At 40.5% G+C, this 22,850-nt stretch carries 20 protein-coding genes, 2 tRNA genes and 1 rRNA gene; 5 read left to right on the top strand and 18 right to left on the bottom strand.

The features are described 5' to 3' along the window. The gene (locus WKU33_RS16520) at window positions 1-1,947 is read right to left on the bottom strand and encodes a TOMM precursor leader peptide-binding protein (RefSeq protein WP_156856932.1); all 1,947 of its coding nucleotides are present in this window, start codon (window positions 1,945-1,947) and stop codon (window positions 1-3) included. After that, window positions 1,944-3,893 (bottom strand): putative thiazole-containing bacteriocin maturation protein, encoded by a 1,950-nt coding sequence (locus WKU33_RS16515; RefSeq protein WP_340455630.1) that lies wholly within the window; start codon window positions 3,891-3,893, stop codon window positions 1,944-1,946. The genes WKU33_RS16520 and WKU33_RS16515 overlap by 4 nt, the downstream gene beginning before the upstream one ends. A 133-nt stretch (window positions 3,894-4,026) precedes the next feature. Here WKU33_RS16515 and WKU33_RS16510 point away from each other — a divergent pair, with 133 nt between their 5' ends. After that, entirely contained in the window at window positions 4,027-4,341 is a 315-nt protein-coding gene (locus WKU33_RS16510) for a hypothetical protein (protein WP_156856931.1), read from the top strand. A gap of 243 nt (window positions 4,342-4,584) precedes the next feature. On the opposite strand, the gene WKU33_RS16505 is transcribed toward WKU33_RS16510, so the two are convergent. Further along, window positions 4,585-6,366 (bottom strand): S9 family peptidase, encoded by a 1,782-nt coding sequence (locus tag WKU33_RS16505; protein WP_340455628.1) that lies wholly within the window; start codon window positions 6,364-6,366, stop codon window positions 4,585-4,587. A gap of 285 nt (window positions 6,367-6,651) precedes the next feature. Next, window positions 6,652-6,867 (bottom strand): hypothetical protein, encoded by a 216-nt coding sequence (locus WKU33_RS16500; RefSeq protein ID WP_194461799.1) that lies wholly within the window; start codon window positions 6,865-6,867, stop codon window positions 6,652-6,654. 94 nt (window positions 6,868-6,961) lie between these two features. On the opposite strand from WKU33_RS16500, the gene WKU33_RS16495 reads away from it, so the two are divergent. Continuing rightward, complete coding sequence (locus tag WKU33_RS16495; RefSeq protein WP_156856929.1) at window positions 6,962-7,249, top strand: hypothetical protein; 288 nt, start codon at window positions 6,962-6,964, stop codon at window positions 7,247-7,249. Between the two features lie 174 nt (window positions 7,250-7,423). On the opposite strand, the gene WKU33_RS16490 is transcribed toward WKU33_RS16495, so the two are convergent. From WKU33_RS16490 to groES, 3 genes are all read right to left on the bottom strand, one after another. Next, window positions 7,424-7,825 (bottom strand): hypothetical protein, encoded by a 402-nt coding sequence (locus tag WKU33_RS16490; protein WP_156856928.1) that lies wholly within the window; start codon window positions 7,823-7,825, stop codon window positions 7,424-7,426. 539 nt (window positions 7,826-8,364) lie between these two features. After that, window positions 8,365-9,996 carry a chaperonin GroEL gene (gene groL / locus WKU33_RS16485; protein WP_156856927.1) on the bottom strand — a complete coding sequence of 544 codons (1,632 nt, stop codon included), beginning with the start codon at window positions 9,994-9,996 and terminating at the stop codon, window positions 8,365-8,367. A gap of 222 nt (window positions 9,997-10,218) precedes the next feature. After that, the gene (gene groES, locus WKU33_RS16480) at window positions 10,219-10,503 is read right to left on the bottom strand and encodes a co-chaperone GroES (RefSeq protein WP_156856926.1); all 285 of its coding nucleotides are present in this window, start codon (window positions 10,501-10,503) and stop codon (window positions 10,219-10,221) included. A gap of 444 nt (window positions 10,504-10,947) precedes the next feature. Between groES and WKU33_RS16475 the strand changes: the two genes are divergently transcribed. After that, entirely contained in the window at window positions 10,948-11,664 is a 717-nt protein-coding gene (locus WKU33_RS16475) for a CPBP family intramembrane glutamic endopeptidase (protein WP_156856925.1), read from the top strand. Between the two features lie 51 nt (window positions 11,665-11,715). On the opposite strand, the gene WKU33_RS16470 is transcribed toward WKU33_RS16475, so the two are convergent. Next, window positions 11,716-12,648: a hypothetical protein gene (locus WKU33_RS16470; RefSeq protein ID WP_188856915.1), complete on the bottom strand. Its 933-nt coding sequence runs from the start codon at window positions 12,646-12,648 to the stop codon at window positions 11,716-11,718. Window positions 12,649-12,861: 213 nt separating this feature from the next. Continuing rightward, window positions 12,862-13,497 carry a redox-sensing transcriptional repressor Rex gene (locus tag WKU33_RS16465; RefSeq protein WP_156856923.1) on the bottom strand — a complete coding sequence of 212 codons (636 nt, stop codon included), beginning with the start codon at window positions 13,495-13,497 and terminating at the stop codon, window positions 12,862-12,864. 146 nt (window positions 13,498-13,643) lie between these two features. On the opposite strand from WKU33_RS16465, the gene WKU33_RS16460 reads away from it, so the two are divergent. Both WKU33_RS16460 and WKU33_RS16455 read left to right on the top strand, forming a co-directional pair. Then, the gene (locus WKU33_RS16460) at window positions 13,644-15,566 is read left to right on the top strand and encodes an ABC-F family ATP-binding cassette domain-containing protein (protein WP_156856922.1); all 1,923 of its coding nucleotides are present in this window, start codon (window positions 13,644-13,646) and stop codon (window positions 15,564-15,566) included. Between the two features lie 18 nt (window positions 15,567-15,584). After that, entirely contained in the window at window positions 15,585-16,916 is a 1,332-nt protein-coding gene (locus WKU33_RS16455) for a hemolysin family protein (protein WP_188856917.1), read from the top strand. A gap of 73 nt (window positions 16,917-16,989) precedes the next feature. Here WKU33_RS16455 and WKU33_RS16450 read toward each other — a convergent pair whose 3' ends face one another. The 9 genes from WKU33_RS16450 to rrf form a co-directional block, all read right to left on the bottom strand. Continuing rightward, a complete protein-coding gene (locus tag WKU33_RS16450; RefSeq protein WP_340455624.1) occupies window positions 16,990-18,171 on the bottom strand; it encodes an FtsW/RodA/SpoVE family cell cycle protein in 1,182 nt (393 codons plus the stop codon). 456 nt (window positions 18,172-18,627) lie between these two features. Then, window positions 18,628-19,638 carry a tRNA (adenosine(37)-N6)-threonylcarbamoyltransferase complex transferase subunit TsaD gene (tsaD, locus tag WKU33_RS16445; RefSeq protein WP_340455622.1) on the bottom strand — a complete coding sequence of 337 codons (1,011 nt, stop codon included), beginning with the start codon at window positions 19,636-19,638 and terminating at the stop codon, window positions 18,628-18,630. After that, window positions 19,635-20,084: a ribosomal protein S18-alanine N-acetyltransferase gene (gene rimI, locus WKU33_RS16440; protein ID WP_156856918.1), complete on the bottom strand. Its 450-nt coding sequence runs from the start codon at window positions 20,082-20,084 to the stop codon at window positions 19,635-19,637. Before rimI ends, tsaD begins: the two co-directional genes overlap by 4 nt. Further along, window positions 20,077-20,784, bottom strand: coding sequence for a tRNA (adenosine(37)-N6)-threonylcarbamoyltransferase complex dimerization subunit type 1 TsaB (gene tsaB, locus WKU33_RS16435; protein WP_340455619.1), 708 nt, complete (start codon window positions 20,782-20,784; stop codon window positions 20,077-20,079). Before tsaB ends, rimI begins: the two co-directional genes overlap by 8 nt. Before the next feature lie 13 nt (window positions 20,785-20,797). Beyond that, window positions 20,798-21,202 (bottom strand): tRNA (adenosine(37)-N6)-threonylcarbamoyltransferase complex ATPase subunit type 1 TsaE, encoded by a 405-nt coding sequence (gene tsaE, locus WKU33_RS16430; protein ID WP_445321708.1) that lies wholly within the window; start codon window positions 21,200-21,202, stop codon window positions 20,798-20,800. A gap of 63 nt (window positions 21,203-21,265) precedes the next feature. After that, window positions 21,266-22,228, bottom strand: coding sequence for a thiamine-phosphate kinase (thiL, locus tag WKU33_RS16425; RefSeq protein ID WP_340455615.1), 963 nt, complete (start codon window positions 22,226-22,228; stop codon window positions 21,266-21,268). 172 nt (window positions 22,229-22,400) lie between these two features. Beyond that, window positions 22,401-22,477 (bottom strand) — tRNA-Asp (locus tag WKU33_RS16420). 84 nt (window positions 22,478-22,561) lie between these two features. Further along, a tRNA-Met gene (locus WKU33_RS16415) sits at window positions 22,562-22,638 on the bottom strand. A 47-nt stretch (window positions 22,639-22,685) separates the two neighbouring features. After that, a 5S ribosomal RNA gene (gene rrf / locus WKU33_RS16410) occupies window positions 22,686-22,801 on the bottom strand. Window positions 22,802-22,850 lie beyond the last annotated feature (49 nt).

Raw genomic sequence — 22,850 nt, 5'->3', positions numbered from 1 at the left:
TTAAGGAAACGGGTGCGGATGTGGATTGAGTTGTTCGATTGTCAATGGTTCTTTCGTGAACTTAAGCTCCATCGGGACTCGAAGGACCCTCTCAAGTCCTGTTAAGCGGGTAAGATGATGCCCGAATGTCATCGGCAGCATCCCTGGAATCAGTACTTTTACGCAATACAATCCGTTTCGTATCGTTTCCGGAGTCGACTGATCTACCACAATTACTTCAAGGTTTAACTGGCGGAACACCTGAAAAATATCTTGCAAATCATCGGTAAGATCCGCATGATCCGACTTCCAATTAAACTCCTCATTAAAGGATCGCATTGGACCATTTTCGTCAAGCAAAAAACTAAAACGCTCTTCTACTTGCGGCAAACCGCAAAGCATGCCGTGATCTTCCATCTGCCGCACCAAGGATGAATCATGTAGCATTCTTTCATACTCCTCTTTGTTCGCTTCAAATTTTTCATCGAGGTTGAGCATCATGCCAGCAAGCTCGTGAATTGCGCCTTTCACCGCCCGCACCGGATCCAGATGAGCCCCGGCTGCACAAATGAGATTTAGTCCCTTTTCCTTTCTGTTTTTAGCTATTGCAAAAATACTTGGAATACCGTGTTCCATCGTAGCGTCATACAAATACAAATCATACCCAGCGACCACTCGCATCCGCTCGACCATTAATTCCAACTCCTGGTCGTTAGCTGTAAAAGGATCAATTCGTGGAAGATTAAGCTTTGCGTACCATGTCATTAAGAATGAATCACGCTCGACCACTTCCATAATTCCATGGAAAATGGCCTCTTCTAAACTTCCTCCAAGCGCACATCCATTTGAAGTTTCATAGACAAAACCTTCTGTTCCGTGTCCAACACTGTAATAAGCAAGGAGCTCTGGGACTAGAATAGGACGCTCCTCTAAAAACGAATAACCCCATACCCAATCAATGGAACGGTCAGGATCAAACGGCTTGAATGGAAAACCAGGCTGCGCATATTGTTCCTTTGCGTGTACGCCTACCCTCAAAGGATGAGGTGCTTGATTTTCTAAGTTACGATAACTATCATGGACCACAGTCCGTTTGCCGCGCGGTTTTATTCCGCAGTACCGCTCCACCCCTTCTAAAATGGCTGTCAATACGCTCTCTTCGTATGAATGGGTCCGGCCACCTGTTCCTTCGTCCCCTGCTAACATAGGCAGATTAACACTCGCATCAGCAAATGGAGTAACTAGGTCATACATTTTACTGTTTAAAATGCCAGTACGATTATCCAGATAGTCATTTACAATATCTTCCTTCATCTCATCCAACCGACGGCTGCGGAAACTGCTGGAACTTATCTTCGGACTTGGTTGCAGTGAAACATGGGCTAAGTCTCGCGAATCGTCGGGTAATTGACCACAGACCGGACATAACGGGTTGGGCAAAAAAGAATGCCAGGAGCTCTTCAGTGTTTTCAAATCAATTGAATAAACCCTGCCTTCTGAATAAACCCGATCCCCCCGCAATAAATTCTGTACCTCTCCACCTATCACGTAAGCCATTTGTAAAAGTCCCGTACGTGAAGCCCACGGATCACTTTCCATTCCTCTGTCCAGTTCAAGTCTTTGTTTTACCTCAACCATCTCTATTCGATCCCGACTCCCCATAAGAAGCCGTATATCTGCACATTGAGAGCAGCCTGCTGCACCTGGTTGTACAAGCGGGCCCACTATACCTTCACCAAATGAAACAAAGCCTCTGAGCCAGGGAGTACTAGTTTTTTGTAATACTTCTTCCGCATTTTGATGAACGGAGGGTCTCCAACCATCATCCAAAAACAGCACCAAATCCGTATAACTTAGAATACCTTCACCGAGATTGGACTTACGTATAATTGGATAGTTTGCTGACAGTTCGTGACTTACACAATCAGCCAGCACCCCTTCTCCGACAATCAACACGAAGGAGTTCATCGTGAATCCCCCTCTCGCAGCAAGACACCAAACACTCCGGCTAGTCGCTCTTTAAAAACAGGTTCAAGCCCATATTCGGCTACGAAGACCCGTTTACCATTCCATTTCAATCTTTCCATGGCTCCTTGTAGAATGTCGGCTTGTATCCTCTCTTCACACACGGGAATATCAAGACTAATTGGTGAGTTCTCTTCTAAATAGATGGATGAGGATGATACCTTACAAATTAGGTTGCTCGAGGAATCCGATTTATTTTGCACTTTGCTAATTGCCTGCTGTAAAGCCCTTCGTAACGCCATTGTTACATTTAAATCTATACTGCCATACCACTCATCTTCCGCACCTATCCATATTACAGGAAAACCAAATACTTCCTTTCCTATCCCGATAATTGGTGCTCCCTGCATCGTGGTTAATGTCTCTAAATAGAACCGGCATTTTTCATCTTCTATAGAATTCAACTGCACTCGGGAAACAGAATACTTCTGATTAAATTGTTGCTTGCGAAGCTCCTCTCTCAAACACTTTTGTAACCCACGTCCAACACCTTCCACAAACGATTCACCAGCTCCAATCCCGATCATTTCATCCGCTACTACTGAACCATTTTCAAGTGGCAGCGCATTAACAATCAAGCTCGCCATTCGCTCCCCATATGATTCAATTCCTGTTAGTCCTGCCTCCAGGCGTGCTTCCTTATGAGTCAAACCTGAGCAGACATCCTCATGCATCAGCCCAGCTGGTCCCTCCGACAACGGGTCCACTACCTGAATGCGACATTGAGCTAACGGGAGCTGCTTTAAGTCACCTTCCTCCCAAATATGAAAGATTCCTAATTCCGCTGATGTTAACTGATCGAAAGAAAGAAGTAAATTACCTGATTCAACTTCCTCTATATCTGTGTGAATCCGGTCCTCGACATTTTGAACCCATTCAGCAGATATATCACCTGTCACCAGAGGATGAGGCAAAAATGCATGCCATTTTCCCTCTAATGTATCCAGATTTAGAAGAAAAATCCTATTATTCTTTTCCAATTCTGTGACTCCTGTAATCTTTTTAAACAACTCAAATACAATCATATTAGCTAACAATGAACCAGAATTTACGGAGGAGCCTTGAGACTTCCTATCTTTAGATAAAGCGGATTCATGTAAACGACGCCATGCCGTTTCCCAACACACCTCGGAATCCGGATGTACGAGTGGACCTGCCAAACCTACTTGCTGCAGGCATAAAGCTGGGAGAAACATTTTGTTCTCTTCCCTGCAAACCGTATGAAGTTGTCTAAGTTCCTCTAGTTCTCCCTTCTGACTCACATACAATATGGAATCAAAAGGCTCCACTATTTCTCGCCAACTCTCCTGCTTTTGCGAGAACTCTTTCAAGTTAACCTCTGGGTCTTTGATTCGTGCATGCTCCACGAGTTGATTTAACCTCTGTCTATTGGTCGGAACCTCGTTTGTAACTAACACCTGTATCTTAGTCAAACCAGTCTCAAGCAAAGAAGAAACAACAGAATTTAACATAGGACCAGAGCCAACTGCCAGCACGTTAGCCTGACGAAAACTTTGAAAACGGGCTGCCCCGGAACCAACTATATTGTCAACAAATTCAATTTGAGATGCATACTTTTTAAGATGATAATCCGACAATTGATGCGGTAGATCCTGACTTAAATCACGAACATATCCATTCTCATAAAGTACCTCTGCAATTTCAAAGACCTGGTTTCGGTAAGGGTCAGGTAATCCGTTAGTCAAATATTCTAATGTATACTCCCCATTGAACATCGGTAACAGTTTTTCAACCCACTGATCGATCCCACTGCCTTCAATGCGGAAAGAACTTGAATTGTTCCGAAAATATACTCCTCGGTTTGGTTCCGGGAGATAAAACGTGTCCCTTTTCACTTTTAGACGCATAGAAGGTTTCAATTTCGGCATCTCTAGCCTCCTTATCCTTTTGACCATAATTGTTCATTAATACTGCCACTTTCATCGTATGTACCGTAATTTGTCCATTATGTCCTGTTTTTTTAGGGAAAGCCCCCTGCAAAAATGCAGGAGGCTTCTAAAATTGAATACTAAACAATTTAAGGGCTTACCAAAATCCGCCGTGACAGCGACCGCATCTGAAGCAATTAGCGCATCGAAAACAACGAGCACAACCAAAGCACCGGAAGCCAAAGCAGCCGCCAAAGCCGAAACATCCACCAAAACCAAATCCAATGAGCTCTTGATTCATATCGTACTGATTTTACTCCCAAGGTATTGCCTGAGTCGCTTGAAAGTCGTCAACATTCAACATTTGAATTTCATTATGAAAATTATTCATTTTTCTTTTCCCCCTAAATTTAAATTAAAAGTCAGGTCTTCTAAACTGAAACGATAGCTGCCATGTTAATCAAGTAAGAAGTGTTTTCCAGATAACCATTATTATTTTTCGAGTACTCATCAACAAATTATGTACAACAGATGGGTGTGGTTACTAATACAGGAGCCTATTTTACGGAACTGATAAAATCAATACATTTTATTTATCGAATAAAATTAGGCCCCAACCAAAGTGATTGAGAGCCTAGATGACCAAAAGTTAATATTTTGAGAACGAAGGTGGATGATGAGCGCCATTATATTAATCACAGCCCATATATTTCTCAAGAAAAGCAGCTACGAGAGAGTAAACATAAATTTCATTCTCTGGTTTCACTATTTTATGCCCCTCCCCTTCCATGCGATGATAGGTAACGGGATGTCCGCGTTGCTTCAGTTTAGAGACGATTTGCTCTGATTCTCCAATGGGAACACGTGGATCATTTACACCGTGGAAGACTAACAAGGGAGCAGTAATCTCGTCAGCATGATTCAAAGGGTCAATCAAATCAAAAAAATCCCCATCTTGTTCAACCGTACCGTATTCAATTTCTCTAAGCCGCTTTCTCCATGGACTCGTAGTTTGGATAAATGTTCGCAGGCTCGACATGCCAACAATATCAATTGCAGCAGCCCATAAATCAGGATAGTGACTAATTGCCGCAAGCGTTAAAAATCCACCATAACTGCCTCCGAGAAGAGCAATTTTACTCGTATCAATAGCTGGATCTTGTTTAAGCCAATCCACTAGGGAGACCACATCTTTAACCGCATCCAACCGTTTCCGTACATCATCCAGATGGGTATACGACTTTCCATAGCCTGTACTTCCACGGAAATTAGGTGCTGTGACGGCGTAGCCCTGATTTAGTAAGAATTGCAAAAGGGGATTGAAGGACGCCCGGCTTTGACTTTCCGGTCCGCCATGAAGATAAATAATAATTGGGCGTTTCTCGGCAGTTAACTTTGGTTTATAGTAAAAAAAAGGGATTTGAAGACCGTCGAATGAACGATAGGATAGTAGTCTTGGCTCCGTTAGTTTTCCTAAGAGAGGTTTGCTTGTATTGATTAACGGTTGAGCCTTAAGGGTTGAAAGGTGAAGTGACCATAGTTCAGAGGGATGCGCAGGTCCATTTAATTTAAAAAGCAGCATTTGTCGTTGGGGTAAAAAGGTGAGATTGGTTATCACTCCCATAGGGTTTTCCCATGTAGAAAGTGTCCCTTTATTCAAATCAAAAAAATAACCTTTTGAGATTCCACCTTGATTTTCGGTAAAAGCAAACTGGTTGTTTTCCTTATTAAATGCCAACCCTTCAAAATCCCATTCCCCCTGTCGCAACGAAGTTATTTGCTTCGTAGGCAGATGAATGCGCATCAGTCCGTAGAATTCACTATCTTTGTTTGACAATAAATATAAATCTTCCCCGTCCTGACTAAAATGGATATCACGGTAACTTGTTTCATCTGAATGCTCTGTAATCCAGTCGATGTTTCCAGTTAAAAGAGATAAAATTCCTAAATCATGATCCAGCGGAGAGTTCGTTCTTCTGATTAATAGTGCATTTCCATTAGGAAACCATGCTACTACAGAAAATATACCGTCTTCAGCAAAGACTAGATGAGTTTCAAAAGTCTCGAGATTCTGGATATAAATATCTAAAAAGGCAGGATTCCGTCGATTACTGGACCAGGCAATCCATTTTCCATCAGGTGAGCTTCCCCCATACCGATGTACATGTTCAGGCGATTTGGTAAGAGGGATGAGCGTCTTATTTTGCTTAAGGAGATATAATTGCTCCCTTTCATTCCCAGTAGGATCCATCCCGATAATTAAATCTGAAGTGCCCTTAACATATTTTACAAACGTAATACTTTCTGATATAAAAGATGGCTGCTCAGGTTCTCTCTGATCTAGATTCCACTTTTCTACTCGTACCGATCCGTTATATTCGACAATCACACTTATTTGATTATGATTTGGTTCATAATCATAATCACTAATCGTACGCTGGTGGACATAAAGGTCTGGAATCTTTTTAGTCATTTCTTTCCCCACCCATTCTCTAGTTTATGAATGAAAACAATATGGAGTTTTCTTAAAATGCTCTTGATACAATAGTGACGTTCAGAACATTATATTTAAGAAGAGTGGGCAGTATGCATTGTCCCTCTTTAGTTACAACTGCGAGTTCAAATGACATGGCGAAATAATTGGTCGAGGAATTGAATTGAATGGATCAGTTCAGCAAAAACCCTTTTTTTAAAATACCGAACCTATCTGTTTTATTAAGTGTGGCATGAGGTATCGAACCTTCAAATAATTGAAGGTTTACTGAAAAAAGTCATTGCTCAAATGAGGTTTTTGCTGTAATATTCCAATTGTTTTTCCATCCCAAAGAAGTGGAACAACAAGGAAAAGAATAAAAAAGCAAATCGATTTATAAACAAATTCTGCAAATCCGTTTGTTAAAAAGAGTCCAGCTGCAAGAGACCAGCTAATCTTAATTAACAGATAGTCTATAATCACAGCCAATAATTGCGACAATGGAGGTACCAAAGAACTTTCTTTTATTTTTTCACCCTTGGCAATCAGGTTCTTTCGAGATGGAAACAGAACAAATATACTGCGTTTTAAACTAATGAATATCGATGGAAGAGCACCTGCGTGGCAGTCCTTGCTGAAAAGATCCTTTGCGCTATATTTACCTTTAGCAACATCATGGATCCTAAATATATTTACTAGTATCGAGTTGGATATAAATTCAAACCTTTATCCTTATCACGTATGGACCACTGTGATTATATTTGCATTTCTCATCATGATCTGGGCCGTATTATTTATCCATACGATGATCATCCTTATTAAAAGAGGGAAACGGAACTTTTACTTTGACTATGTAGCGGATTTAGTACCAAGGAAAAAATAAATCTAATCCAAAACTGCAAACCCCACCCCGGGATTTGCTGTTATTTTTTTAGAGATTATTAAAAAGTCCAGTGAAAATGACACTTCGCATATCTAAGTTGGCTAAGGCTGTTTTTAGTCGGCCTTCCTCTCATTCATTTCTTGCGCGTCGGAAGTTCGTGGCGGTGCGCACCATTTATTCTTGCGCTTTTCTAAACAGCTCCTCCACTTCGGAAAACTTTTCCTCATAGGTTTCTTGATTAATATCATACAAATCAAAGTAGATATCCCCTTGTTCATCTGAAATATCTAAATAGCTTTTCCTAAATTCCTTGCTAAAATCAAGATAAATATGTTGTTCTAATATTCCTTCTTCATGAAGATATTTTAATGTATATTTTAAATTCTCACTTTGTCTGTACGTTTTTTCTTTTTGAAAACTTATAATTGGGTATTTTTCAGAAAGTTTATCGAAAGCATCAAGAATTGCAGTTTCAAATTGTTGGCTCAGATTGTCTGAGATAAGCTTTTTTCCACCTTTTTGAATACCAGAATAAATAAAGTTAGTTAGTAAATTTTGTATCATAGGATTCGTCATTAATTCTAACACTTTAATCACACTCTCTTATATTAATATTTAATGACATTTTATCTTACATTCTTTAAATAATAATCTCAAATTTTTCCCTTACTCGCTTTTGCAATCATCTATTATTATTCAATTATCCATTAGCAGGATATATATGGGTTAGTGTTCTAAATCTTTGTAATGGTGCAGCATTCTCAAGTAGTGCATATTGAAGCTCATTACGTAGAGAGAAAAGAAGATTAATTAAAATAGAATGACTTTATGCATAGATTGACAAGAGTATAAAATTCCTCATTCACTAAGACATACGTATGCCTCTTTTCTTGACATGGCCACAATTGACTTGGAAGAAACTATGGATAGATTTGGTCATACTCCAGAAAGTAACAACAAGAAATATTTATCTCGCGTTACAAAGCAATAGAAAAAAGAGGCTTCTCAAAAGTTTGATCAACTTATGAGAAGCCTACTACTTTAATGTATCGAATGTTAGCCAATCATTCTCATTTAACTCAAAAACCCTTATATATCAAGATGTTAGACGGCTATCACATCATGCCGCCCATTCCACCCATACCGCCCATATCAGGCATTCCGCCGCCAGCGTTTTCTTCTGGCTGGTCAGCAACTACAGCTTCAGTAGTCAAGAACATAGCTGCTACAGATGCTGCGTTTTGTAGTGCAGAACGTGTAACTTTTGCAGGGTCTACGATACCAGCTTCAATCATGTTTACCCAGTCGTTTGTAGCTGCGTTGAAGCCGATGCCGTTTTCTTCGCCTTTCAAGCGCTCAACGACGATGGAGCCTTCAAGACCTGCGTTGTCTGCGATTTGACGAACTGGTTCTTCGATTGCGCGAAGTACGATATTAACACCAGTTGCTTCGTCACCTTCAAGCTCTAGTTCGTTAACTTTCTTGTAAACTTCAAGAAGTGCAGTACCTCCACCAGCAACAATTCCTTCTTCTACTGCTGCACGTGTAGAGTTCAGTGCGTCTTCGATACGAAGTTTACGTTCTTTCAATTCTGTTTCAGTTGCAGCTCCTACTTTAATTACTGCAACACCGCCTGCTAATTTCGCAAGACGCTCTTGTAGTTTTTCTTTATCGAATTCAGAAGTAGTTTCTTCTACTTGTGCACGGATTTGTGCTACGCGGCCTGCGATTTGGTCTGGGCTGCCAGAACCTTCAACGATTGTTGTGTTTTCTTTTGTAACAACAACCTTAGCAGCGCGTCCAAGTTGTTCGATTGTAGTGCTCTTCAAGTCAAGTCCTAAATCTTCTGTAATTACTTCACCACCAGTTAGTATAGCGATGTCTTCAAGCATTGCTTTACGACGGTCACCGAATCCTGGTGCTTTAACCGCAACTGCGTTAAATGTTCCGCGAAGTTTGTTCACAACTAATGTTGCTAGTGCTTCACCTTCTACATCTTCTGCGATAAGAAGTAATGGCTTGCCTTGTTGAACAACTTCTTCAAGAACTGGTAGTACTTCTTGGATGTTACTGATTTTCTTATCTGTAATTAGGATATATGGATCTTCTAGAACTGCTTCCATTTTATCTTGGTCTGTTACCATGTACGGGGAAGCATATCCGCGGTCAAATTGCATACCTTCTACAACGTCAAGCTCTGTATTGAAACCTCTTGACTCTTCAATCGTGATCACGCCGTCTTTCCCAACGCGCTCCATCGATTCAGCAATTAGCTCTCCTACTTCTTCATCGTTAGCAGAAATTGCTGCAACTTGTGCGATAGACTCTTTGTTCTCTACAGACTTGGAAACATTTTTTAATTCTTCTACTGCTGCTTGAACAGCTTTTTCAATACCGCGGCGGATACCTACTGGGTTTGCACCAGAAGTTACGTTTTTCAGTCCTTCGCGGATCATTGCTTGTGCAAGAACTGTAGCTGTTGTTGTACCGTCCCCTGCTACATCGTTCGTTTTAGATGCTACTTCAGATACGAGCTGTGCACCCATGTTTTCGAATGCATCTTCCAGTTCGATTTCTTTTGCGATTGTTACACCGTCGTTCGTGATTAGAGGTGCACCGAATTTCTTATCTAATACAACGTTACGTCCTTTTGGTCCAAGGGTAACTTTCACTGCATCTGCTAATGTATCTACCCCACGAGCTATTGCACGACGTGCGTCTTCACTAAATTTAATATCTTTTGCCATGGTTACATTTCCTCCCTAAATTCTATTATTAAAGGTTGTTCAAAAAGTCCGGTAAAAATGACACTTTGAGAAAAAGAGGTTCTACTAAAACCGTCCACGTCCCGTGCTAGTGTCGGTGTTGCAAAACGAATCGCATACTTAGCCGACCTCGGTCCTTTTATCCTCCTTTTTGAACACTCTATTGATATATGTTTTAAGTTTCTTAAGTATAAGTTAATTGAGTTATGAAATAACAGCTAGAATATCACTTTCTCGTAGAATCAAATATTCTTTCCCGCCGTATTTCACTTCTGTTCCAGCAAACTTAGAGAAAATAATGCGGTCTCCTTCAGACACTTCCAGTGCAATCTTTTCACCACTGTCTGTTACACGGCCAGAACCTACTGCTACTACATTACCTTCTTGTGGTTTTTCCTGTGCAGAGTCTGGAAGTACAATTCCGCTTGCTGTTGTTTCTTCTTGCTCTACAAGTTCGATAACAACACGATCTCCTAATGGTTTAATCATCTAGAACTCCTCCTTGATTCTAAAGTTTTTATATTTTTGTTAGCACTCACTTCGCTCGAGTGCTAACTCCAATTATTATAATAAGTAATAAGTCAAAAAAATGCAAGCGATGTATGTTTAATTTTTGTGATTTTCTATTTTTAACTGGAAAAGGAGCTGGAAATAGATATTAATAAGGATTTGAACATATAATTGGGTAAAGATAAGAATGTAATGGGACAAATGCTCTGACCCCATGTCCCGATTTATGTTAAAATACATTTATGTGAATTTATCACGGATTAACGGTCTGTAATAGCCCCACTTCTAAACATGAGGGAAACCCGATATGTGAAGGTGGGGGATAAACAGTCCGTAAATCCCTGATTCTGTTCAACCAACATTCAGGGGGTAAAGAACGCCCACTGAATGAAGTTTCACTTTATATAGAAGGAGTCGTTGGGTTTGCCGAAAAGATATTGGTATGTGATTGTGACGTATTTGGTTATGCAGTTTTCCGCCCTTCCGGTAGCGTTGTATATGGAATTATATTTCCCCGAAAGTTATTCACAAAATATGATTTATTGGTCGATTTTTAGTTTTACTGCTGGACTGCTCGTTACGTTATGGCTAATGAGGCCAGACATGAAAATGCCAGCACACCGGGATGCTTCCCCCGTTTCTTCCGTTATCCTTTGGTCCATATTTGGGGTGTTTCTAGCCTTCTTTGCTCAAACAATTGCAGCAATGATTGAAATCTTTATTTTCGGCATCCCAGCAGGATCGGAGAACACAATGGGGATTATGGAATATGCCCGGGCAAATATGCTCTTCATTTTGATTCCAGCAATTATTGCGCCAATCCTTGAAGAGATCATTTTTAGAAAGATTATTTTCGGTAGTCTCTATAAGCGCATGAACTTCTTTTTCGCCGCTATACTATCAGCACTCGTCTTTGCTGCTTTTCATGTAGACTTTTCCCATCTTCTTATGTATACAGCAATGGGACTCGTATTTGCTTTCCTTTATGTAAAAACAAAACGGATTATCGTTCCGATTATCGTCCATGCAGGGATGAACTCTTACGTTGTTTATAAGCAGTATAACTTAACACCAGAAGAAATCCAAAAAATGATTGATCAGCTTGAACAGTTGCAGACAATTTTGTTGAGCTGGGTATGAAAAAAAGCGGGATCCTGACGGACTATTCAAACGTCATCTCCCGCTTTTTTATTATATTTCATTTAACATCGTAATGATTTCATCCGTATCTTCAATCGTTTCTTCCATTACCGTATAGCGTACAAGATATAAGTCCTCATCTTTAACGAAAATGCGGCCGATTTCTTCTTGATTTGGTTCTTTTGCATCCCCATCTACACGGAATTGGTACATGACTTCACTTTCCGTTGCATAGAGACGTTCAAAATCAAATTCTCCTGTTGTCATATCTTGTAAGCTTAGCTCCAGCACATCAATGAAATTCGCAAGCCCGCTTCGTTCATTACCATCTTCATAATAATCATAGGTGATGATTGCACTGTAATTCCCTAAGGTTTCCGCAACCGGAATGTATTCAGCGGTTGCTTCCCCTTCCGCTTCATCATAACCGGCAAGCATCCATTCTTCCTCATCAAAAGGAGTAGGAAGACTAGAAATTACTTCCACATAATCTCCAGTCATCTCAACCTCTTCTCTTTCCTCAGGCAGTGGATTGACTTCGAAGATTTCCGACTCATAAATTTTCCATTTACCGTCGTCTGGACGAAGAATATGTTCTCCTCTTGTTTCGTTGTTCTCGAAGTCGCCTGAATCTTTTTCAATCGTACGTTGTGTATAGTGGACGACAGCTTCATCCTCAGATTGTTCTTTCATCTCAAGATCTGCCAACTCGATATCCAATGAATACTCAAAGAACTCAGTGATCGTCTCCTTTGTTGATTCATAAGCAGGAGATTCCCCGTGAATTGTCTCCATATAACCGTCCAAGTCCTTTGCCATCAACGCTTCAACATTATCCTCAAGGACAGCAAAAAATACATCCTCCCCTGCTTCAACCTCTTGCTCTGATTCCGTTTCTTTCTCCTCTGTATTATTCGAGCAAGCTGCTAAAAACAGACAGGAGAGTAAAAGCAATACTCCTGTCCATATTTTACGATTCAACACGTTTTCCCACGCCCCTACTATTTTCTCCCGTTTCACTATCTTTCTTGTTTCTTTATCACGTATTAACGGTCTGTAATACCCCTACCTCTAAACATGAGGGAAGCCCAATATGTAAAGGGGATAAACAGTCCGTAAATACCTGATTCTGTTCAACTAACATTCAGTGGGAGGTAAGGAATTCCCCACTGAATAAAGTTTCACTTTATGTGTGCTCTATTTTGATTGCAATGGATAATGCTTCAAAAAGTAAACAAGTGCCTGTAGTTCAACCGCTAAATCGATATGATGAACGCGCACATCTTCCGGTACTGTAATACGAACAGGTGTGAAGTTCAAGATTCCTTCAATCCCTGCTTTAACTAATTTTTCTGTAATAACATCAGCTTCCGATACAGGTACAGTGAGGATCGCGACAGAGATTCCCTCAATTCTCTCCATCATTTCATCTATCCCGTAAACTGGAACACCCCCGACAATTTGACCGATTTTCTCTTCATCACTATCGAAGGCCATTTTGATTTGGATATTATTATTTTTCGTAAAGTTATAATTTAAAAAGGCGGTACCTAGATTACCGACACCGATTAAAGCAACCTCTGTCGTTTCATGTTGGTCGAGTGTACTGCGGAAAAATCCGAGCAAGTATTCGACATTATAGCCGTAACCTTTCTTTCCTAAAGCGCCGAAGTATGAAAAGTCACGACGGATTGTAGCGGAGTCAACTTTGATTGCTTCTGATAGTTCCTTTGAAGAAACCCGTTTTTTCCCTTGTCGATTCAGATTATTTAAATAGCGATAATATAACGGAAGCCGCTTTGCTGTTGCTTGTGGTATTTTGTTTTGTCTCATATCTGTTCCTCATTTCATTAATAACGATAATAATAGTTATACTTATGTCTATTCTACCAGAAAACGAGCGAAATGTCGTGATTATTTTCACATATAATTTCCTTCTTCTGCTTTTTGCGTTACAATACATATAATGGGGTGAATGTATGATTTTAATGCAAATGAATGGACTTTCGAAATCCTTTGGTTCGGAAACCATTTTATCAAATGTAAAACTTGAAATTAAAGATCTTGATCGAATAGCAATTGTTGGGAGAAACGGGGCTGGGAAATCTACTTTATTAAAAATAATGGCCGGCGAACTTTCTTATGATACCGGGGAACTTATTAAGCCGAAAGAACTTACTATCGGCTACCTTTCACAACATATGGAATTAAAATCCGGCAAGACAATCTGGAATGAGCTTGTCACCGTATTCGACCATTTAAAACAACAAGAAGAGAATTTACGGAAGATAGAAGAGAAATTGCAAGATACTGAGAAGCTTTCAAATGATGAATATCAAAGTTTACTATCAGAGTATGATCGCCTGCAGCACGCTTACGAGACCGGTGGCGGCTATACGTATGAAGCTGAGATTAAGGCAGTATTGAATGGACTCAATTTCCAGGACTATGATTACCATACAATGATTAGTGAACTTAGTGGCGGCCAAAAAACAAGGCTCGCTCTCGGCAAGCTGCTCCTGCAAAAGCCACAACTCCTGCTTCTTGATGAACCGACCAACCATTTAGATATTGAAACATTAGGCTGGCTCGAATCCTATTTAAGCGGGTATCCAGGAGCAGTTGTCATTGTTTCCCATGATCGCTACTTCCTTGATAAAACCGTATCCCTCGTCTATGAAATTTCAAGACATGAGACGAAGAAATATCACGGGACATATAGTAAATTTCTCGAACAAAAAGCAGCCGACTACGAACGGGAACGGAAAGAATTTGAAAAGCAGCAAACAGAAATTAAACGGATGGAAGATTTCGTCCAACGTAATATCGCCCGTGCCTCTACTACGAAACGGGCGCAAAGCAGACGGAAACAGCTTGAACGAATGGAACGGGTGAACAGACCGCTTGGAGACGAGGCTTCTATGTCCTTCTCTTTCGATATAGAAAGAAGAAGTGGAAATGATGTCTTGAAAATAGAAGACCTTTCCCTCCGCTATCCGGATGAAGATGAATATACCTTCAAGCAAGCAAACCTCCGCCTCACCCGCGGCGAACGGGTTGTCCTTATTGGACCGAACGGGGTTGGTAAAACGAGTTTACTTAAGATTCTTATCGGCAAGCTCCAGGCAACGAACGGGTCCTTTGAACTGGGGACAAATGTGAAAATCGGCTACTATGATCAGGAACAGGCGAATCTTTCCTCCAATAAAACAGTCCTGCAGGAATTATGGGATGAATACCCGCTTGTAATGGAAAAAGATATCCGCACGGTACTAGGCAATTTCTTATTTAGTGGAGATGACGTTTTAAAAACGGTCGATCAGTTAAGTGGTGGAGAGAAAGCGAGGCTCGCCCTGGCAAAACTAATGATGCAAAAGGCTAACCTGCTTATACTTGATGAGCCGACAAACCATCTGGACATCGACAGTAAGGAAGTGCTGGAAGCAGCATTAATGGACTATCCTGGTACAATCCTCTTTGTTTCCCATGACCGTTATTTCATTAATCGCATTACAGACCAAGTCGCGAAAATGAGCAAGAACGGGATTAAAGTATACCTAGGGGACTATGATTACTATCTTGAAAAAATAGAAGAAGAAAAAGAGTTCATTAAACTTTCCAAGGAAAAAACGGACAAGCCAAAGATCGATAACAGACGCAGGAGCTTTCAGGAAGAAAAACAGCTGCAAAGTGAGAACAGAAGAAAAGAAAGAAAAATAGCCCAGCTTGAAGTAGCAATTGAAGAAAAAGAATTGGATATCGCAAGGCTCGAGGAGGAAATGACGAAACCTGAAGTCTTCCAAGATCATGAAAAAGCATTAGAATTAACGAAAAAAGTTGATGGGATGAATCAAGAATTGGAAAAACTAATGGAAGAATGGGCCAATTTACAAGATGGATAGAAACTGGAGGTTGGCCTTATGACAATAGCAATAACGACACTTATTATTCTTATTTTAATTAACGCATTTTTTGCCGCTTCTGAAATTGCATTAATCGGATTGAATGATAATAAAGTAAAACAGCAAGCAGAAGCTGGGCATAAGAAATTTATCCTGTTATTTAATTTAATCTCTGAACCGAGCCGTTTTTTAAGCACGATTCAAATTGGGATTACAATGGCAGGCTTTCTTGCCAGTGCCTTTGCGGCCGATTTCTTCGCAGGCCCACTTACCGCATGGTTGAATACACTCGGTTTACCGCTTCCCTATTCGACATTAAACACCGTGAGTGTCATCCTGATTACGATGCTTTTATCTTACTTTACGCTCGTTCTCGGTGAACTTGTACCGAAGAAGCTTGCCCTGCAGAAATCGGAACAAATATCTCTTGCGGTGGCGAGACCATTGACCGGCTTATTTACGATTTTTTCTCCCCTTGTAAAATTCCTTACCTTTTCAACGAATGGGTTTGTTCGCCTCTTAGGTGCTGACCCGCATGCTAAGGATGAGGATATTACCGAGGAAGAGATTCGTATGATGGTCGATGTCGGGGGTGAACGTGGTACAATTCAACGGTTAGAAAAAGCGATGATTAACCGGATTTTTGAGTTCAATGATAAAAGTGTCTCAAATATCATTACCCACCGGATTGACATGGCAGCCCTACCAGTTGAGGCCACATTAGAGGAAACAATAAAGGAGATTAATGAGCACCCATACAGCAGATTACCTATTTATGATGGGGATGTGGATAACATTATCGGCATCCTGCATGTGAAAGACCTATTCCGCTATCTTGATCAATTCAGTCACACGGATTTTTCTTTAAAAAAAGTCATGCGGAAACCGTATTTCGTCATTGAAACACGCAAGATTGATGAATTGTTTGCCAGTATGAAAAAACAAAATATCCATATTGCGATTGTCCTCGATGAATACGGTGGGACAGAAGGTTTAGTAACGATCGAGGATATTATTGAAGAAATCGTCGGAGAAATTTCAAGTGAAGACATTCTTTTCCACACACAGTTAGGAGCAAACGAAGAATTCCAAGAAATCGGTACGAATGAGTATGTGGTTAAAGGTACAATCGGCTTATACCAATTGGATGAAATGCTTGCCATCGGATTACCAATTCATGAGTTTGATACATTAAATGGATTTCTTATCCATGAACTTGGACATATACCATCCTCTGATGAGGAAGTTGTCATCCCTTATAACAAAGCTGAATTTAAAGCGACGAAAATAGGTGAAAATCGGATTGAAGAAGTGTTTATTACGATGCAAACAACTACGAGAAAGAGTTAAAAACAATTCTTCTTCGTTTTCCTGCTACCTATGAATTAAAAAAATGAGCACTCTCTTGGAGAGTGCTCATTTTTTATTTAAATAAATAATCATTCTGTATCGTATATTCCACAGCAATCCGGTAAATGAGTCCCACTCCAAGCATTGTTGCCATCACGGAACTTCCTCCATAACTAATGAGTGGCAATGGAATACCTGTTACTGGCATAACTCCAATTGTCATACCAATGTTCTGAAACACATGGACAAGTATTAAACTCAAGAAGCCAAAACAGAAATACGAAGCAAATGATACAAACTTATACATATTTAAGCCCAGTGTTACGAGCTTATAAAGCAATAGAAAGTATAAAAGAATCACAAATGAACCGCCAATAAATCCGAAAGTCTCTCCAATGATGGAGAAAATAAAGTCAGTCTGCGCTTCCGGATAATATACTTCTGCCCCACCAAGACCTTTCCCTGTTAATTGTCCAGAACCAAGTCCCATATAGGCCCGGTCAAAATGCCAGTTGGCCGATTCAGTTGACTGGGTTGGATCGAACCACGTCAGAATACGGTCAATTTGATAATGTCTGCTCGGACCTGCAATCAATTTAGCTAGTGCCGGAAATTGTACGATAAAGATAAGTAAACCACTTAAAAATGTACCAACAATCGCTACTAGACTAAGAATGATCTTCCAGCTGATCCCAGCAAAAATGATCATCATCCCGAGAATGAATAAATAAACCATCGCCGTACCAAAGTCGGGTTGCAACATAATCAAGCCGACTGGAAGCAGCGTAACCCCAACCATTTTCAGTAAGAGCATCGTATCCGACTTTAACGTGCTCTCTTCAAACTTTTGCTTATGTTTACTAATCACAACCGATAAATATAATATCGTCGTTAGTTTAACGAATTCAGCCGGTTGAATGGATACTCCTGGTATTATTGCATTGAACCAGCTTTTCGCACCATTTACCGAATAAGCGATGGAAGATGGGCTCACATATAAAATAACTAATGCTAGAATACCAGCAGCATATATATATACGGCACCCTTATACAATTGTTCCATATCCAAAAATTGTACCGATACAGCAAACAGTAGGCCCACAGAGAACCAGACAATCTGCTTCATAACAAAATTCTCTTCTGCATATTGTTCAAACTGAGCTGCATTGTATATCGCTATAAGACTTGTCACCATAAATAAAACGATTAAAATCAATAAATCGGTTTGCACAAAGTAGGACTGTTTTTTTGTCATAGCTGCTTCACCATACTTCTTTTCTAAAATCTATCTTTCCCCAACTATTATCCACACACTTTTGAAAGAATAAAGCTGTTCATAATGGTCATCAACAAAACCATCCACATTATCCACAAAAAATATGTTTTTTCACCCTGTTTTTATTCACAATACGAACAGCGCGATACAAAGGTTTCAAGATTATATCCACAAGGCTGTGAATAAGAGTGAGTAAACTCCACAGTTGGTTGGGGATTTCTCTCTTGTTATATAAGAAACTATAAAATAAAAATGCTGTGATAACTTAAGTATCTATTACTAGCCACGTCCGCTCTGCACCCAGCAACTATCAAACTTCACACTCCTCCAATCGATAAGTCAACATCAACTCACTATCGTCGCCTGAGTTTCCTTTATCTCATTCCGGAGTGCTCCAGTTTGTACGTTGCTAAACGGGCGCTTCCGCCTTTGATCTTATATAAGTTCGAGAGAGGGATTGGCGTTCAAATCAAGGCCGTCCCGCTTTCCTTGTTCAAAAGCAATGGTTCCTGCAGCAGCAATCATTGCAGCATTATCCGTACATAACGATAACGGTGGAATTAATAGTGGAATTTCTGCTTGTTCGAACTGGGTTTGCATTTCTGCACGCAAGCCACGGTTTGCTGCAACCCCGCCTGCGACAATTACTTGCTTCACGTTTTTTTCCTTGGCAGCACGCAATGTTTTTGTAGTTAACACTTCAATCACACTCGCCTGAAAGCTTGCTGCAATATCCTCTTGCTTTAATGTTTCTCCGCGTTGTTTCGCATTGTGAATCTTGTTGATTACAGCAGATTTTAATCCACTGAAACTAAAATCATAGCTGTCCTCACTGAGCCACGCCCGCGGGAAATCGATTGTTTCCTCCCCCAGAGCAGCTAACCGGTCGATCTCTGGCCCGCCTGGATATGGTAAATCCAACATTCTTGCAACCTTATCATAAGCTTCTCCAGCAGCGTCATCGAGTGTCTCGCCAATCAGTTCAAATTCGCCATGCTCCTTCATTAAAACAAGTTCTGTATGACCACCAGAAACGATTAAGGCAAGCAATGGAAATTCAAATTCCCGCTCGAATCGATTCGCATAAATATGTCCCGCAATATGGTGGACCCCGACTAAAGGCTTTTGTTTTGCAAAGGCAAGTGCTTTTGCAGTATTGACACCTACAAGCAAGGCACCGACAAGTCCGGGCCCTTCTGTTACTGCAATTGCATCAATATCCTCCCATTCCACTTTCGCTTCTTCAATCGCTTCTTCTAGTACCATCGTCATCTGTTCCACATGATGGCGGGAAGCTATCTCTGGGACAACTCCACCGAAACGTTTATGGCTTTCAATTTGAGAAGCGACAACGTCTGAAAGTATTTCCGTCCCGTTCTTCACCAAAGCAACCGCCGTTTCATCACAGCTCGTCTCGATACCTAAGATAATTTTATCATTTTTCATTTTAAACTCACCCACATTACAAGTGCATCTTCCTGATCATCTGTATAGTAATTCTTTCGGATACCTCCAGGAAGAAGCCCGAATTTACGGTACATTTTTTGTGCCACTACATTGGAAACCCGCACTTCTAAAGAAAGCTGTACGGCCCCAACACGAATTGCCGTCATCATCAGGTGATGGAATAATTGTTCACCTAGCTTCTTCCCGCGATACTCAGGTAGAATAGCAATATTTGTGATTTGTGCCTCATCAATGACAATCCACATCCCGGCATAACCGATAACCTCACCATCATAATCGACAACAAAATATAAAGCATGCCTATTATCTGTTAATTCATGATAAAAGATATCCGATGTCCAAGGAACAGGAAAGGAAGATTTCTCTACTTCCAGTACACCGGGCACGTCTTCAATTTCCATTTTTCGTATCGTAATTTTAGTCATTGCTTTCTTTTTCCTTTTGTTGTTTTAACCAGTTCGCTTCAGCCTCGGCCAAACGTAAGTAATTCGGTGCAAGTCCATGAATATTATCCGGCTCCATCGTTATACTTGCAAGTCCAAGATGAGCTGGATTAGTTATATGGTAAGGACCTTCTGGAATGACAGCTAGCTCGCCTAGTGTTTCTATAATTTGTTCTTTAAATGCGGAAATATCTGGACTTAAAAATAACACAGATTTACCTTTTTCCTTTAAATCTTCCAGGATATTTACAAATGGGATGTTCTGATCAGGAACGGGATTCGTTATGTTTCCGCCCTCCCATTCATAAATTCCTGTATAAACAAGTCCTCTGCGCGCATCAAAAAACGGGCAAACAAACCCGTCAAAAAAACGTCCCTGGTAACTGAGTGCCTCTAGACTTGAAACACCAACAACAGGAGTCCCAAGCGCCCAGGCAAGTGTCTTTGCTGTTGTTAGGCCTATTCGTACTCCAGTGTAAGAGCCTGGACCTTTCGCAACGGCTATCCGGTCTAATTCTTCGACACGCATCCCCACTTCTGCCATCAACTTATCAATTGCTGGCATTAACCGAACTGAGTGGTTTTTCGTCAAATTTGTCATGATTTGCCCAATCACCTTATCGTTTTTCATGATGGCAACGCCGAGGACATGATTTGATGTATCAATGACAAGTATATTCATATTTTGGCTACCCCTAATCCTTCATCTCGTGTAAGATGCTACTATAATGATCACCAAGCGCTTTTAACTTCAATTTCCTTGTTTGGTCATCATCCGTATATTCAATATTAATTTCTAAGCGTTCTTCAGGTAAATAGTCTTCAATAAACTTCGCCCATTCAACAACAGAAACGCCGTCACCATGAAAGTATTCCGAAAATCCGATATCTTCATCTGAATCTTCCAGCCGGTATACATCCATATGATATAAAGGAATTCTTCCCTTATATTGCTTAACGATTGTAAATGTAGGACTGTTTACATTTCGTGTAACCCCAAGTCCTTTTGCCAACCCTTTAGTAAAAGTTGTTTTTCCTGAGCCCAACTCACCTTCTAAGGTAAGCGTATCACCTGGTCGTAAAAAATTAGCGAGCTTCATCGCAATCTTTTCTGTTTCTTCAAGGGAATGGGCAATCAATTCTACCACGCTCAAATGTTCCACCTACTTTAAATGTGTATATCCTTCTTTTTGCAGCTTGGTCATATTCCCGTTCTTCTTAAGATATACAGCATGCTCATCTTTATTAATCACATGACCAATTTCAGTCACTTGAAGTTTTAATTTTTCCGCAGCCTGTTGAACTGTCTGCCAATCCTTTTTTGCAACCGTACCGACAAGTTCAAAATCTTCCCCGCCAAAATACTTCCACTTTTCCTGAAGTCCTGTAGGAAATGCAGCAAGCCCGGGATGAACGGGTATTTTTTTATCATCCAAGATAATCGAAACATGAGACTCTTCAGCAATCTCATAAGCCTCATTGCCAAGACCATCACTTATATCATTTAATGCTAATCGCTTTATACTCCCAAGCGAACTAGCAAAAGCTATCCTAGGAACAGGAAGTTGATGCCTGTTAATGAAATACTGCCTATGGACAATCTCCAAGTCATGTTGCAAAATATATAAACCTGCCTGGGAATCACCTAACGTTCCCGTGACAAATACAACATCATCCACTTCCGCCAGATTTCTATATCTGGCTTTCCCCTGTTCGATTTGACCAATAACTGTAACAGATAAAACAAGCTCATTACCCGATACCGTATCACCGCCAATTAAATCAGCATTATAACGATCAGCCAAATGTTTCATTCCATTAAATATTTCAGTCAGCTTCAACTTTTCCATTCTAGGCGGTACAACAATCGAAACTAAATAATACATAGGTAACGCGCCCATTGCAGCAAGATCACTGAAATTTGCAGCCAACGCACGGTAACCCAATCGAAAAAGATCCGTCGTTTTTTCCGTAAAATGAACTCCTTCAACAAATGTATCTACAGCAATTGCAAGCTCCCCGGCCGCCTCACGGAAAACAGCGGTATCGTCACCAATCCCCCGTTGCAAGGATGCTTGCTTGTATGTTTTTTGTTTAATCGCTTCTATTAAGGAAAACTCGTCCATAGCCTTCACCTTTTCATCTATTTACATTATCTATCATAGCAAAATACGATGTAAAAGGAAATATTCGAGATGTTTCTTACGCCCTCATTAACGATATATTTTAGATAAATTACTTAAAAACAAAAAAACAAGATTTCTTATTCGAAATCCTGTACAAATAAACTATGTGTAATGGCGGTCCGGACGGGACTCGAACCCGCGACCTCCTGCGTGACAGGCAGGCATTCTAACCAACTGAACTACCGGACCCTAATTTTATTTTTTTAAAATATTAAATGTTATTTGGTTGCACTTTCCAAGTACCACCGATTATCAACTAGTGTTGATATTTTTTGGTTGCGGGGGCAGGATTTGAACCTGCGACCTTTGGGTTATGAGCCCAACGAGCTACCGGACTGCTCCACCCCGCGATAGTATAAAATATGCATTTGTGATTCATGCATAATAATTAAAATCTGCCTGGCAACGTCCTACTCTCGCAGAGACAAAGTCTCAACTACCATCGGCGCTGGAAAGCTTAACTGCTGTGTTCGGTATGGGAACAGGTGTGACCTCTCCGCCATCGTTACCAGACATATACTTCATTATAACAAAATATAATCCTAATGCAAGTGTGTGTTTG

The organism is Oceanobacillus sp. HCA-5259 (assembly GCF_037892815.1).
In the GTDB taxonomy this organism is placed as follows: Bacteria; Bacillota; Bacilli; order Bacillales; family Amphibacillaceae; genus Oceanobacillus; species Oceanobacillus indicireducens.
Note: the sequence above shows the minus strand (reverse complement) of the source record. Positions and strands in the feature narration are given on the sequence as shown.